Raw genomic sequence first — 15,033 nt, 5'->3', positions numbered from 1 at the left:
TAATTAACTGTTGCCCGTTTCAATCCCTGATAGGGTTTTAGGTTGTTTCCGGCTTTCCATTTATATCTCCTTTATTACTGGTTGTGTTTCAATCCCTGATAGGGTTTTAGGTTGTTTCCGGCATCCTACACCGCAATAGAAGAAGAACTGCTGGCAATAGTTTCAATCCCTGATAGGGTTTTAGGTTGTTTCCGGCGAGCTGGTTTTCGAGGTAGGCATCGCTTTCATTCGTTTCAATCCCTGATAGGGTTTTAGGTTGTTTCCGGCGGGGCGGTGCGGGGCTGTTTGTGCGATCGCACTTCCCGTTTCAATCCCTGATAGGGTTTTAGGTTGTTTCCGGCACAGACTGTAACACTATGTACTAAGCGTTACACACCTGTTTCAATCCCTGATAGGGTTTTAGGTTGTTTCCGGCGCTGGTACTAATGTCGGTCTTGCGTAAAAAGCTAGTTTCAATCCCTGATAGGGTTTTAGGTTGTTTCCGGCCATAGCTTCGACTGTTTGAATCGCTTTCTGCTGATTGTTTCAATCCCTGATAGGGTTTTAGGTTGTTTCCGGCTTACCATTTAAATCGACAAAATGCTCTATAGGCTTGTTTCAATCCCTGATAGGGTTTTAGGTTGTTTCCGGCGTCAATAGCAACCTGATCTAAAATTTCTTGGATGTTTCAATCCCTGATAGGGTTTTAGGTTGTTTCCGGCTAGCCACCACCAATGATAAGCAAAATATGGAAAGTTTCAATCCCTGATAGGGTTTTAGGTTGTTTCCGGCGGCACTTATTTCGATGATAGTTTGGGCGCCGTATCAGTTTCAATCCCTGATAGGGTTTTAGGTTGTTTCCGGCATTCCTAGCGCTGCTACACACATTGCGATCGAAGTGTTTCAATCCCTGATAGGGTTTTAGGTTGTTTCCGGCAGTAGTATTTAAGTATTTCCTGATAGCCGATCTAGTTTCAATCCCTGATAGGGTTTTAGGTTGTTTCCGGCGCTTTTGATTTACGGCAAAACTACGCCGACAAGTGTTTCAATCCCTGATAGGGTTTTAGGTTGTTTCCGGCTTGGGTTTTGTCAATTCTGCGCTTATCCCTTTTGTTTCAATCCCTGATAGGGTTTTAGGTTGTTTCCGGCTGGAAAAACCTCAGACTTCAAGCCCTTGCAGTAATGTTTCAATCCCTGATAGGGTTTTAGGTTGTTTCCGGCGCTGCAAGACTTCGTGTTCGAGTATATGGCAAGCGGTTTCAATCCCTGATAGGGTTTTAGGTTGTTTCCGGCGCCCAGCAGCGATCGGCACGTCGGCGGCACCAATCAGCGTTTCAATCCCTGATAGGGTTTTAGGTTGTTTCCGGCTTTCGATCCAATAGATACGGCGGTAAGGCCCTGTTTCAATCCCTGATAGGGTTTTAGGTTGTTTCCGGCCGGATCGAGGTCTCGATCGCACGGACTGGCTAGAGCGCGTTTCAATCCCTGATAGGGTTTTAGGTTGTTTCCGGCAAACCTCTTGCGCGGTCACGTCGCCGAAGAACTGGTTTCAATCCCTGATAGGGTTTTAGGTTGTTTCCGGCTAATCAAATAGTGACACAGCAATGTGTACACGTCGTTTCAATCCCTGATAGGGTTTTAGGTTGTTTCCGGCCAACAATATTATTTGCATCTGCTGCCAAAATAGGTTTCAATCCCTGATAGGGTTTTAGGTTGTTTCCGGCAAACTCGTAGCGATCGAAAATGAAGCGACGACGTTTCAATCCCTGATAGGGTTTTAGGTTGTTTCCGGCAATAATGGCGATGATGGCGATCGGCGAAATCTGGTTGTTTCAATCCCTGATAGGGTTTTAGGTTGTTTCCGGCGCGCGGGGTATTTAAGCCAAAACATCTCGCTGCCTTTGTTTCAATCCCTGATAGGGTTTTAGGTTGTTTCCGGCCCGAGCAAATGCTAGATGCAGCTATCAACCTTACAGCGTTTCAATCCCTGATAGGGTTTTAGGTTGTTTCCGGCGAAATTTACCAATATATGATTGACCACGGGTTAGTTTCAATCCCTGATAGGGTTTTAGGTTGTTTCCGGCCCATCAGCAGTTTTTGTGATGCCTAAATCAAGTTGTTTCAATCCCTGATAGGGTTTTAGGTTGTTTCCGGCTCTATCGTCTTCGTCAGGTTGAATACTAATACAAGTTTCAATCCCTGATAGGGTTTTAGGTTGTTTCCGGCGCGTAGCATTACATTATTAAGTGCTGTTACATTGGTTGTTTCAATCCCTGATAGGGTTTTAGGTTGTTTCCGGCTGTATCTACCCGTCTGAGATAAAGGCTTAGCATCTTGTTTCAATCCCTGATAGGGTTTTAGGTTGTTTCCGGCTTCATAGCGACATAAATGTCGTCCGATTCAATACGTTTCAATCCCTGATAGGGTTTTAGGTTGTTTCCGGCAGGATGAACAAGGGCGGGGCGGATGCTATCAGTATGTGTTTCAATCCCTGATAGGGTTTTAGGTTGTTTCCGGCGTGCAGAAACTGCTTGCCTTCTGTACTTTGTTTTACGGTTTCAATCCCTGATAGGGTTTTAGGTTGTTTCCGGCATTCGCGGGCTGCTCCTGGCAGAACTTTGCGAAGGTTTCAATCCCTGATAGGGTTTTAGGTTGTTTCCGGCTAGGGATGGTTTGGGCTGATGTTCCGTATGGATACGTTTCAATCCCTGATAGGGTTTTAGGTTGTTTCCGGCATTATATAGTCGTCAATTCGTTTTACTGGTGGAAGGTTTCAATCCCTGATAGGGTTTTAGGTTGTTTCCGGCCTATGGTAAAGATGTTTTGAATGGTACTACCTAGTTTCAATCCCTGATAGGGTTTTAGGTTGTTTCCGGCCCAAGCTAGAAAGGATGCTGGATGTGGTTAAAGCAGTTTCAATCCCTGATAGGGTTTTAGGTTGTTTCCGGCGGTATGACAACAGCGTTAGCGGGGCTTATTTGCACGTTTCAATCCCTGATAGGGTTTTAGGTTGTTTCCGGCGCACTGATGTGCTACCAGAAGAGTTATTACAATTTGTTTCAATCCCTGATAGGGTTTTAGGTTGTTTCCGGCGCTGCGGATGCTCAGTTGATAGCACTTCAGCAGCGTTTCAATCCCTGATAGGGTTTTAGGTTGTTTCCGGCGCAAGCTTACCCGCAGCGGTCTGACCGCCACCGGTTTCAATCCCTGATAGGGTTTTAGGTTGTTTCCGGCTTGTGTGGCTGTGTGCCAATGTCAATAATAATTCTGCGTTTCAATCCCTGATAGGGTTTTAGGTTGTTTCCGGCTCGGAAACAGCACCCAAGCTGTCGTCAAAGTACGTGTTTCAATCCCTGATAGGGTTTTAGGTTGTTTCCGGCATGGGGGCGGAATAAATACAGAACCAACAGCAACGTTTCAATCCCTGATAGGGTTTTAGGTTGTTTCCGGCACTCACCAGAAATAGTCTCTTTTGTAATTGCTGCGTTTCAATCCCTGATAGGGTTTTAGGTTGTTTCCGGCAATCCCAATGTTTGTTAGTTTCCATTATTTTCTCTAGTTTCAATCCCTGATAGGGTTTTAGGTTGTTTCCGGCCCGGGAACGGGGTGGCCGGATAACTACTCGCGGTTTCAATCCCTGATAGGGTTTTAGGTTGTTTCCGGCTAAGGATTATTCTTTGAGGAGCAAAATGTATTAGTTTCAATCCCTGATAGGGTTTTAGGTTGTTTCCGGCAAAAATTCTCGCAGCATTTCGGACTGATAAAGTAGCGTTTCAATCCCTGATAGGGTTTTAGGTTGTTTCCGGCATTCTTGGCTATTTACGCTCTCTTGAAATTACTATGCGTTTCAATCCCTGATAGGGTTTTAGGTTGTTTCCGGCGTTGTCCGCGCAGCCCAGGGTGCCAGACCAGCACTAAAGTTTCAATCCCTGATAGGGTTTTAGGTTGTTTCCGGCAGTTGGATTGGTGGCATTATTATGCAGCCGCCTTGTTTCAATCCCTGATAGGGTTTTAGGTTGTTTCCGGCCGAGGCCGAAGGAGCCAAGCCAGAGGGGCAAGGTCCAGTTTCAATCCCTGATAGGGTTTTAGGTTGTTTCCGGCGAAATGAGGAAAGGTGAGAGTTTCAACCGGGATTTGAGTTTCAATCCCTGATAGGGTTTTAGGTTGTTTCCGGCTATTTCCCCGTGCTATGCTTTACTAAGAAATAGTCGAGTTTCAATCCCTGATAGGGTTTTAGGTTGTTTCCGGCGCGCTTTATTCTTGCGGTTTAAAGCCTCACCCTGAGTTTCAATCCCTGATAGGGTTTTAGGTTGTTTCCGGCTCTAACGTTCCGACTGCTGCGGATATCTCAAAAACATCAGTTTCAATCCCTGATAGGGTTTTAGGTTGTTTCCGGCGTAAATGCAGCCGATCGATTAATTCTTGACGCGATGTTTCAATCCCTGATAGGGTTTTAGGTTGTTTCCGGCGAATCGATCCTAGTTTGTATTTGTTGGGCGATCGTTTCAATCCCTGATAGGGTTTTAGGTTGTTTCCGGCTCGCGATAGAAGATATCGCCACAAACTCAAGCCCAGAGGTTTCAATCCCTGATAGGGTTTTAGGTTGTTTCCGGCCGCCGGGGTCTGGGAGGCTTGAAATATAAGGTTTTCAAGGTTCAGTTGCGTCTGATTGCAATCAATATACCGTTTCAGCGATCGCCCTGTCAAGAGGGTAAAATTCAAATCGACCTCAAACTCTCTCCCAGTAAAGCTTTCAGCATTTGCGTCTGACCCGCATGAGGTACAAACCACCGCAAACCCAGTCCTGGTAAAGCTCTTAGCCATTAAAATTTACCCCTTCCGTTCAACACCTACAGCCAGACGCAAAATCACACCATAAAAATCGTAGTATCGATCGGTGCCCGGCCGCCAATCCGCTCGATCTTGCCCTGACAGCAAGCACACAAAAAATGAAACAGAATACTATCTTCTTCTGACTTAATCACCCTATTCAGACGTTGGCGCATCCGGGCATACTGAGTATCCGTCACCTCGCAATGAAACACCGAATACTGCTTCCATTCCCCATAAGACTTGAGAATCTGGTGAATCTTAGTGCGGCGCTTGTCCTCTGATATATCGTAGCAAACCAAAACAAACATAACTTTATTGCCCTCCCTATTTCAGAACCAAAGGCGGATACTTATCAACTTCACCCATCAAATACTTAGCCATCAACCGCCCTTGAATTTCAAAAGCTTCTTGATAAGTACACAACTTTTCCATCACTGGATGCTTGAACTTTGACTGTTTCTTTTGTTCGTAAAGTCGCAAAAAATTGTGCAGCGCTTCTTTTGTCAAAGAAACCGCGCCACTCAACGGTTCTGCCGTAAAATCGCTAGGGGAAACTTTCTGCAAATTGATCGCCGTCAACACTACAGCATCAACTACCAAAGGCCGAAATTCTTCCATCAAATCCAGCGCTAAGGAAGGACGCCCATAACGCTCAAAATGCAAATATCCCAAATACGGATCGAATCCCACAATATTCACTGCACTTTGAACATCGTGCCGCAGCAGAGAATATCCCAAACTTAACAGAGAGTTTACCGGATCAGTAGGCGGACGGCGGCGGCGAACTTCAAAGCTAAATTCCGGCACGCGAATCAGCCGATTGAAGCAGCCAAAATAAGTCGCACTACCCGCCCCCTCTAATCCTCGCAGAGAATTAATACTGGAAGTTTTCTCAATAGAGGCGATGACTTGTTTCAATTGGGCGATGGGCTTTTCAAAATCTTGGGGAGAATATTTGCGCTGACACTCTAACAAAGTATTGCGGTAATTCTTGAGCTTTCCCCGTACAAACCCTCTAACTAAATGCACCGCCTGTTCCGATTCCCCAGCGGCTTGCCACTGAGCTTTTCGCACAAAGATATTTTTCGTCATTTCCGGTTCCAACCTCCCCAAATAACGTCCGTTTACCGTCAAAAAACTCAAAGGAATGTGACGTTCCAACAGTTCCACAACTACAGCCGGCGAAACTGTAGCCCGTCCCAATGCAACAACCCCATCAATCTTAATTAATGGCACGTCCAAGAGATTTTTTTTATCAGCTTTAACCGTCAGACGTTCATCCACTTTGCCAATAAAAGCATCTTCTTGAGTAATGTAAACTGTTCCCATTGTGAATTCTCCTATTTGCAGATTAACTTGCTTCTTGATAGCGGTTGACTTTGGCGGCAGCTTGGGGCAGACATTGGGAAAAAAGACTGCATCCCTTACACCGAGCGGTGTAAACTGGTAAAGGGATATTTCCCGATCGCCAAAGAGCACCGACTTTTTCAATAGTTGCGATCGCATCCTGTCTCAAACCCTCTGAAATCTCGACTAATTGCCGCTGATGCGACTGCGCGTAATACACATATCCAGTCGCAATAGTTTTCCCCGTCATCTCCTCTAAACAAAGCGCTTGGGCGCAAACTTGCAACTCATCATTATCCCATTCCCCCTTCCGGCCGCGCTTGTATTCCACCGGATAAATCTCACCCTCCGCCGACTCAATCAAATCCGATTTTCCAATCAGTTTGTAGCGCTCAGATTTCAGCCAAATCGCCCGAACCTGCCAAGTTTCATCGCGATTAATCTCGCCCATCGTGTGAACGCGATCGTGCAAACTTGTTCCTTCAATGGTATACTGATTATCGGTGAATTCTCCCGCGCAAGACATCCGCCAACAGCGGTGAGGACAGTAAGAATACTGGTTGAGAGTTGCGATCGAAATGTAATCAAAATCGTTCATAATTTTGAGGGTTTGTAGGAGATTAGTAATTGGGGATTAGTTAGCCGGCAGTCCGCTAGGGGCTGAAACATTTAATTTTGCCGTGGGGCGAAAGAATTTGACGAATTAGCGATCTGCCAGTTATCCGCCAGTTATCCGCCAGTCCGCCAGTCCGCCAGGGGTTGAAACCCCTGTCTCATAGCTAAAGTCGGTTGAAACCGACTGAAGAAGTAATTTAATCATTGATGATATTTGGAGCTTCTCGGTAACAGTAAGCGCAAAGGTTGAAACCGACTGAAGAAGTAATTTAATCCTTCATTCTTGCAGTCCTCTTAAGAGGACTTTAGCTTTGAGGCAGGGGTTTCAACCCTTGCCGGACTATGGGTGTTACGTTCAGTTATCAAGAACTCTTATTAACAACAATCCGCCGAGTCATTCCCATCCCCATCGGAGTTTTCCTCCCCACCCCGCAGTAAACAGCAAAATCAGCCAAAGCATTAATTTGCTTAATCACTAAAGGCTCCACATCTCCCAAAATCCGATAACTGACCTCCCCAACCATGCCGACAAAATCGCTTTGATAGTTGGTCAGTCTTTCACTTTTGATATTGACAAAAGTCGAAAATAGTGCATCGAATGACTGATCGGGAAGTGCGATCGGGCTGTACTTATTCCACCGACTGAGGAGACTGTTAAAAACGCAGTCTCTAGTAGGAATCACCGAATCAAATTTTCCCTGTCGAAAGGTAGTAGGAGTCGCAAAACTGAAGGCAATTAAGCGATTAGTTTCCGAAGCGCGATCGTACAATTGAGAGTAATCGCAAGCATTAGCCCAAGGCTGATCTACTTGGGGCGTTCCGAGAATCTTAGTAATCATCAAATCGGCGGGCCCCAGATGCCACGGCTTCGAGGGATTGAGATTCAGCCAAAGATTAGTTAATTTGCCGAATAAAGTGTCATCAAGCAGAGTAATCCGCCACCAACAGAGGGTATGTTCTGGAATCGCTTCTGTGTGTTCCCATTGCAGGAAATGGTGTTTTTTGAAAGGACATTTTTTAGTTTGCAAAGGGCTGAGGGTGAAGGATTTTTGGGCCGTGGCATCGTGGAGGCGATCGCCGAGTTTTTTGTCAACGGAGCTCACGAGGGTGAGGAAGAGGGCGTGCAGGTGTCTTCCGGTGAGGTATCCGGGGGGAATTGGGGCCAGGGGAAGGATGTTGAGGACTAGGCTGTGCGGCATAATTTAAACTACCCAGAATTCTTGATTGTCAGGACATCTTAAGGTAATGCCAGCGGAGGCGATCGCCAAAATTCCCGATAAACTCGGAAAGAATGTATACTCCTTGGCAGCAAAGCTATCTTTGACCGTAATCGAATAGCATTCAATTCCTTGTTTTTTTAGTTTGATAATCGCCCAGCGATTTTTGCGGTGTTCTTGGACAATAACACCGGGCATTAACGGCGGTGAAAGCTGGGAAATTAGCGCTGTGGGACGAACGATGTCGCCGATGGTGCGTTCGATCGTACAATTTTTGAAGGCATACAGTTTGCAGAGATAGTTGTTCGCAAAATCTTCTAAATCTGCAACTTGCAAGGCGAATTTGAGTCCGTAGGTTTGGGTCGCGCGATGGGTAAGCACAATCCCATTTTCATCGGAGGCGAATTCAAAAAATCTCAGCAAATGAATCGGATCGAGATTGGTTTCGCCGACTTCATCGAGTAAGAAATTGTGGGGGTCATAAATTTTGACATTTTCAAACAAGCTTTCTCGAAATTTGAAAAGTGGCGCATAACTGGCTTTGAGAATTGTCGCGTATTCTTTCAACTCTTCGGCGACTTTTTGGTTTTTGCGGATTTTTTCCTCAATTAGTTCGATCGCACTCCTCCCCGCACGAATTTCTTCCCAATCTTCGGGATAGTTTGCTTGCATAAAACTCTTGACGCAGTTTTGACCGCCTTTAATGTACTGCCACTCCTTTTGAATTTGTTTGATAGTAGACTTGGCTACATTTTCTGCACCTTGCAATACCTTCATCCGCTGGCGGTAAGAACTCCAATCTCGCTTGCCTCCCAACACGATTTGCAGGGTTTGATAAAGCTGTGTAATTAAACTTGCTTCGGGCAATTTTTCCAGCAATGTTTCTAGTTCTAGTAAGGGTTTGGCAATTTCTAGAAAGGCTTCGGAACGCCAGTAAATGTCGAGAAAGGGACGCTTCATGCAGTCTAGACTTTCTAACATTTCCGTCAGGGTTTTGCGTCCACCGCTACAGTCAAGTTGTTCGATACCTTGTTCCCACGCGCGATCGGGTAAATAGGCGATCGCCTCTGAAGGAATTTCGGTTTGCGTTTTCCCTAACACCCGTCCCACACGCCCGATGCGCTGCCAAAATGAAAAGCGATCGCGCGTGGAAAAAATCAACCAATCGAGATTTTGCCGGGGTGTTTCTTTCTCCCGTTCAAAGTTGAAGCCCACATCGACGGTACTGGTAGCTAGAATCACTTGTTTTTGGGCAGCCAGGGGGCGTTCTTCCTTCGGTGTATCCCCCGTAATCCGCCCGCAGAAATCGGCAAATCCGCGATCGCGCAATCGATCGGAAATGCGCCCTAATGTATCCTTGGCATCCAGAATCATCGCCCCGTTTTCGTCAGGAAATTCGCGAAGCCGCCGCACAACTTCTTCAACAATTTCTGCAATCAGATTGTCTTTTTCTGGCTGCTTGCGAATTTCTAGATTGACTTCAGTTTGAGAAGGAAGCAGACGATCTATTTGATTTTTGCTGTCACTTCGATAAATTCTGACACCATTTTTTCCCAGGACATTTAAGGCTTCTTCACAAGCAGGTTCTGGCGTTGCCGTCAAGAGAACAATTTTTCGCTTGTACTGAAAGTAGCCAAACTCTTTAGATAAAGCGAGATAGAAAAACAAGCTAACTAATTGTTTGGCATCATATAGGTGAAATTCATCGAAAATTACAGTAGAGAAACTGCTGTAAAATTCACTGGCAATATTTCCGCGATCGAGCTTGTTGTAAGCAAAGAACGTGGCATAGTAGAAAATATCCGGGTTTGTCACCAGCAAAATTGGTCTCCCGCCCCCGCATTCCGGAAAAATTGTGGCAGGTTCTCGCAAAACATTATAGATTTTCTCGCCTGAACGTTTTCCAACGCGATCGTCTGACCAGGAATGGACTTGTCTAGCAGAAGCAGCTTTTACGATATGAGGTAAACTCGCCTCTCGAACAAATTTTTCGGCGGCTTCAGTTTGTTGGTCAATTAAGGCATTTGTTGGCGCAATATAGATAGCATTGCGCTGAGAGTTGTGCAGCAAAACACTCAATCCAGCTTTCGTTTTTCCCGTTCCCGTCGGTGCTAAGTCGAGAATAATATCATTATTTTTTGCAGCTTCCCAAACATCGACTTGATGCTGCAACGCTTGTCCCATAAATTGCAATGGTTGAGGCAATTGGGGACAGGCAGAAATGCTTGCTGGTTCGAGTTTAATTTTCAGATTATCCATTGTTATTTCCACCACAAAATTCAATGTTAGCTGGGAGAATGAAATTGCCGGCTTGCAGCGCCTCACCGCGAAACGAAAGATTTTTCAATAACGATGCGGGCGGCATCGAAATTAAGTCGAAAGCGAGGAGTTCAATATTTGCAGGTAAGTCGGCGGCGCTGAGATAAGTATTGCAGCGATAATCGCCCCTCGGAAGTTGCACAACATCGAGTTTTTTCACGATTTCAACGCGGACTTTGCTGGTAAATTTGCCGACGCGAATGTATTCGGGCAATTCGCGATCGCCAAATACCAATGTCTGAAACCGATTTCCCCGTTCAATTACTCGCAATCGCCCGGTTTGGGGGAAGTTGCTAGGGCGATAACTATTGGGTTTTTTCCCGGTTCTACTGAGGGGTAAATCTTCCCGCGCTGTTGCCACTCGGTTGTTGGTCATGGCATACCAATAGGAGTCAGAAAGGGCGTTAAACCTCTCAAATCGGAAGGATAAAGTGCGGTCATGCGGCCATGCGGGGAGGATGTAGCTATTACCGGAAAGGGGCGTTAAATCTTCTATATACCGAGGTCTGCTGGTATCTTCTCCGGTGAGGCGATAGGGCGAGCGCGCCCAACCTAAAGCATAGGCTAGTGCATAATTGCCGATCGCCCCTTCGGTATAGTAAGTATCGGACAATTCCCGCGATGCAAAAAACACGGGTTCGGCGCACCAAAGTTCGATTAAGCGTGCAGTGGAATAGGAAATCTTGTCAGTGGAAAAATTTAAAGCAAGTTCTAATTGCGTCATGGTTGAGATTCATTGAGGAACGTAGCTTGCGGATTGAAGAGTAGACTTGAATTGCATAAATCTTTGATAGAAAAGGGAAACCGCAGATGAACACAGATGAACGCAGATGATTTCAACATTCCTAGATGCGTAAATACCAAAGAAACCGGGTTTTTTACCTAATCTTGTAGCTACAGCGAATAATTTTCGTGAAAAAACCCGGTTTCTGGCCACCCTTGCGTCCAGGACTATAGGAATTACTCTTCTTTAATCCTTATTTTTTCCCTTTTTCTTGTTTTCACTCTTCACCTTGCGCCACGGGGCATAGGATTCATCGAGGCGTTTAAGGAAGGTTTCTTGTTCCGGTAGTGACCAATGGCGATCGACATCCGCAATCAGTGCGTCACGTTCGGCGGCGGACAACTGCATAGAAATACCTCGTTTGTTTGTCCAAGTGCTGATAATTTCCTGAGTTGCATCCACTAAAGATTGAGTTTTTAAAGGATGTTCGATGGCGGTATTTTCAGCTTTCAGCTTCTCGTAAACTCCTTGTACCAATTCTAGGGAACTCGGCAGTTCAGCAATACCGCCAAATACACCGAGAATTTGATTGTCCATGCGTCCGACGCGGCTGGAAACTGCACCGTAACGAGTGGTTAATAAAATGTTGCCGAGGGTGTAGCGCAGTTCGTCGGCGGTGACATCTTTGAGGGTGACAATATCGAGGAAATGAACCCCAGGCTTGATGTATTCGCTGGTGTTGAGGGCCGTCGAAGCGTTACCCTTTTCATCGCGCATCGTTCCGGTTTCAAAGATAGCATTGATGGTGCGATCGGCAATTAGTTCCGTCGAGTGCAACACGCTAAACGCATCCTCTGTCCACACCCGACTTTTTTGCGCCCCTTCTCCCCCCGCTGCGAAGCCGTAGAGGAAGCAATCAACGCACATTTCACAAGGCGCATTGGTATTGAGAGCACAAATTGCATCAGTTTTTGGTGCAGTGTAGAGAAGATTGTGCGATCGCAAAAACTCTCGTCCTTTCCGTCGTTCTGGTGCAACTTGTTTGCGTTTTGTCATCACCAACCGAGGAATTGATTCGGTATCTTCAATGCCAGCTTGCACGTATTCACTACACATCGGTTCGCCCGTTCCTTCCGTGCGGAAAATGGTTTCCGATTGCGTGGTGCGGAGGACAACCATACCAATGGTGCGGCCTTTGGGGAAGTTTTCGTAGCTGGGGGCGAGGAATGGTTGCAATTTTGCGATCGACATTTTGTATTCTCCTAGTTGTTTTCAGATGTGGTTGTAGATGTGGTTTCAGACTTTTTGTCGGTTTCAGCTTTCAATTCTTGACGGGCTTCTTGTAAAAAGAAAAAGTAGGCAGCTTCAAGAGTTTTGCTATCAGTCAATAACCTTTCTGGACGCGAGTGATAAACCTCCTCAAACAGTTGTTTCAGAATTTGATAAAACTGCTTAATTTGTTCGTATTTTGTCCCACCCACGTGATGTTCTCGAATGCGATCGAGGCGGTTGTGATATTGCTGCACTAGGGCGGCAAATACCGTCTCCCAATCCATGTGAGATTTGCGAGATCGCACAGCTTTGATAAATTCCGAAAACGGCTCAGTTTGGGCAGTGCGCCGGAAGGAACTGCCCCGCAACTTGGCAAATTCGGCAATGTGTGCGGCTTGCTTGAGATAGCTAGAAACGCGATCGTGTTCTTCTGACATTAGACTCCTCAGTAAAGTATTCAAAGGTTCTTTTATGCGCGACCAAATTGCCTCCAAATTGGGGTCATCTTGTTCCCGCAGCAGCCAGCGCAGCAGGACGTAATAGAAACTTAACGGACGAGTTGCCGCCCGCGCCAAGTCATACAAACAGTCATCTTTTTTCTGAATACTTGCTACCGAAATAGCTAGCTTTCCAATACAGCGCAGCCGTTCTAAAACTTGCTCTGCTGTGACTGCCGTGCGCCGTTCTTCCTTGGATAAATGACCGTTTCGCCTATACTGGCCGCTGCCTAATAGTGGCTGCAAAGATGAGGGGATTCCCTCAACCTTTCCGAAAAAAACCCAAGTTGGTTCGACTTCCAAATTGGCACCCAAAACAAAGGGAAAACCAAAATCAAATGCCAAACTCATTTCCAAAGCCAACCTGAGCGATTTCAGCAACGCCACGGAGTTATTAACTTCTCCCCACAGCACGGGAATTGTCACCGTTGAGTTGATAAATTCAGGACGTTTTGGCAGTGCAAACCCAACCATTTTGTTGGATTGAAAAACTATCTCGTTTTCGCGGTAAAGTTTAATTTCGTCAACTGTTACTGTCCCATCTTCATTCTGGGCGGCGGTATTTTTCAGAAAATTTTGCCAAATTGTTCTGAGTTCAACACTCGATCCTTTTGGCAGCGCAAAGTGAAGATATAGCGGGTCTTGTTTGACAGAATTAGGGAAATTTGCACCAACCGCCATCAACTGATAACCCAATGCCGATAAGTTATCTGCCCGCCGTTTGGGTTCAGCAATCATGCCGCCGGGAAGACGATTGGAAAAAGCTTGGACTTTGGTTCCCGGTGGCATTTTTGGGGAACTCAATTCGCCGATTTGTAGCGATGTCGTCCCCAAGGAACAGCGCTGGCGCGGGTTGGCTTCAATGTAGGCTGTGAGTTCGTTAAAGCCTTGCCAGTTCGCAGGTGTAGAAAAGTTGAGCAGTTGCCGAACGGCATTTACTAATTCTTCAGATACGTCTATCTCTTCGGCTTTAGCGCGCAGTTGAAATGAGTCTTCTAAGGCGGCAAATACCTTTTTTAACTTCTGTTCGCGATCGCCCTCGATGGATTTAGCCGCAAACAAACAGCGTCCGTACTGCGCGTTAAACGGTTCTAATGCCGATCGCTGTTCTGGGGATAATCCGACTTGCGTGGCAATTCGATCCCAAACCTCCTTGGGGCTGAGTTCGGCGGCCCGATAGCTGAGGTAAGCGGTTTTTAGTCCTTCAGAAATGGCAAATTCATCGGCATTGGAAACTGGATGCAAGCCGACAGCAGCGGCTGCGGTAACGGCATTTTCTCCAGCATCTCCGCCATATTTGTCAATATCCTTGCCGACTTTTTCGACTTTGTAACCGCTGGCTTTTTTTACCAGTAACTTATCTACTTCGTCTAAAGTTGCTTCGGGATTTTGTTGGATGGCTTGCGGATCGATTTTGATGCCGTCTTTGGTGGCGTTCACGAGTTGTTCGACGTTGCTGCTAAAGACGCGATCGATCTTTTGCTGCCATTTTTGAGCAATGATTAGGCTTAAATCGCCGTCGGGAAAGGCTGAGCCGACAAAAATTTGACCGTTGGGGTCAATGGCGAGAGTATGCAAATTGCGATCGTGCAAAACCTCTTCGCAAGCTGACAGCAACAGCGAAGTCAGATAACCTCGGTCTTCGGAAAGACTGACATGAAACAACTTACTGTCACGCTGCAATGCCACGGTTAACTCGGTTTCAACTTTGCGAATGCGTGTTTCTTCCTCAATTCCCAAGTCGAATAAGTCACCCCCAATCAACATCGCGGCCCAACGTTTGATATTGGGGTCTTCAGGCAAAAAACGCATTCCATCGCTGGCGCTGTGGCCGGAATGGCGTTCTATCAGGCGGCGGACGAGTTCGAGTTCGGACTCGGTTTGGGCGAATTGGGCAACGCAGGCGCGATCGAGTTGTTGTAGCAAAAAAGGGCGATCGCGTGCCAACGTCTTAACATTGCGTCCGTCGTCTGCCAACTTATTCAAATCGTGAACGGCGGTTGCGGCCAGAATGCAAGCGCGTTTGTCATCGGGAACTCCGGCAATTTTGCTAACCGTTAAAACGAACTGACAAGCCGAATCGAGGTGTTCGGCAAGGGTGCGTCCTTGGCGAGTGCCATACTGTCCGTGATTGGTATGCAGTTGGTAAAGTTGAGGACGGACTTCCCTAAAGTAGCGGTGGTCTAAAGTTGTTGATTCATCATCAACAAGCAGGCTTTTATTTGACATA

Annotated in this window: 8 protein-coding genes and 1 CRISPR repeat array (1 of these 9 running past the window's edge); all 8 genes read right to left on the bottom strand. The window is 46.3% G+C overall.

Annotated elements, in window-relative coordinates; all coding sequences use genetic code 11:
• A CRISPR array of direct repeats spans nt 1–4,593; the repeat unit is 37 nt; unit sequence GTTTCAATCCCTGATAGGGTTTTAGGTTGTTTCCGGC (it extends 127 nt beyond the left edge of the window).
• A 254-nt stretch (nt 4,594–4,847) separates the two neighbouring features.
• A complete protein-coding gene (gene cas2, locus QUB77_RS21050; protein ID WP_333177185.1) occupies nt 4,848–5,120 on the bottom strand; it encodes a CRISPR-associated endonuclease Cas2 in 273 nt (90 codons plus the stop codon).
• Nucleotides 5,121–5,136: 16 nt separating this feature from the next.
• Entirely contained in the window at nt 5,137–6,141 is a 1,005-nt protein-coding gene (cas1d, locus tag QUB77_RS21045; protein ID WP_333177188.1) for a type I-D CRISPR-associated endonuclease Cas1d, read from the bottom strand.
• 22 nt (nt 6,142–6,163) lie between these two features.
• Nucleotides 6,164–6,757: a CRISPR-associated protein Cas4 gene (gene cas4 / locus QUB77_RS21040; protein ID WP_333177189.1), complete on the bottom strand. Its 594-nt coding sequence runs from the start codon at nt 6,755–6,757 to the stop codon at nt 6,164–6,166.
• Nucleotides 6,758–7,136: 379 nt separating this feature from the next.
• Nucleotides 7,137–7,973 (bottom strand): CRISPR-associated endoribonuclease Cas6, encoded by an 837-nt coding sequence (gene cas6, locus QUB77_RS21035; protein WP_333177191.1) that lies wholly within the window; start codon nt 7,971–7,973, stop codon nt 7,137–7,139.
• Nucleotides 7,974–7,976: 3 nt separating this feature from the next.
• Complete coding sequence (gene cas3 / locus QUB77_RS21030) at nt 7,977–10,250, bottom strand: type I-D CRISPR-associated helicase Cas3' (protein ID WP_333177194.1); 2,274 nt, start codon at nt 10,248–10,250, stop codon at nt 7,977–7,979.
• A complete protein-coding gene (gene cas5d / locus QUB77_RS21025) occupies nt 10,243–11,034 on the bottom strand; it encodes a type I-D CRISPR-associated protein Cas5/Csc1 (protein WP_333177197.1) in 792 nt (263 codons plus the stop codon). The genes cas3 and cas5d overlap by 8 nt, the downstream gene beginning before the upstream one ends.
• A gap of 246 nt (nt 11,035–11,280) precedes the next feature.
• Nucleotides 11,281–12,285 carry a type I-D CRISPR-associated protein Cas7/Csc2 gene (gene cas7d, locus QUB77_RS21020; protein WP_333177201.1) on the bottom strand — a complete coding sequence of 335 codons (1,005 nt, stop codon included), beginning with the start codon at nt 12,283–12,285 and terminating at the stop codon, nt 11,281–11,283.
• Between the two features lie 11 nt (nt 12,286–12,296).
• Complete coding sequence (locus QUB77_RS21015) at nt 12,297–15,032, bottom strand: CRISPR-associated protein Csc3 (RefSeq protein WP_333177204.1); 2,736 nt, start codon at nt 15,030–15,032, stop codon at nt 12,297–12,299.
• Nucleotide 15,033 lies beyond the last annotated feature (1 nt).

The organism is Microcoleus sp. AT9b-C3, from assembly GCF_036705485.1.
Lineage (GTDB): Bacteria > Cyanobacteriota > Cyanobacteriia > Cyanobacteriales > Microcoleaceae > Microcoleus.
The sequence above is the reverse complement of the archived record's forward strand: the minus strand, read 5'-3'. Positions and strand labels throughout refer to the sequence as shown.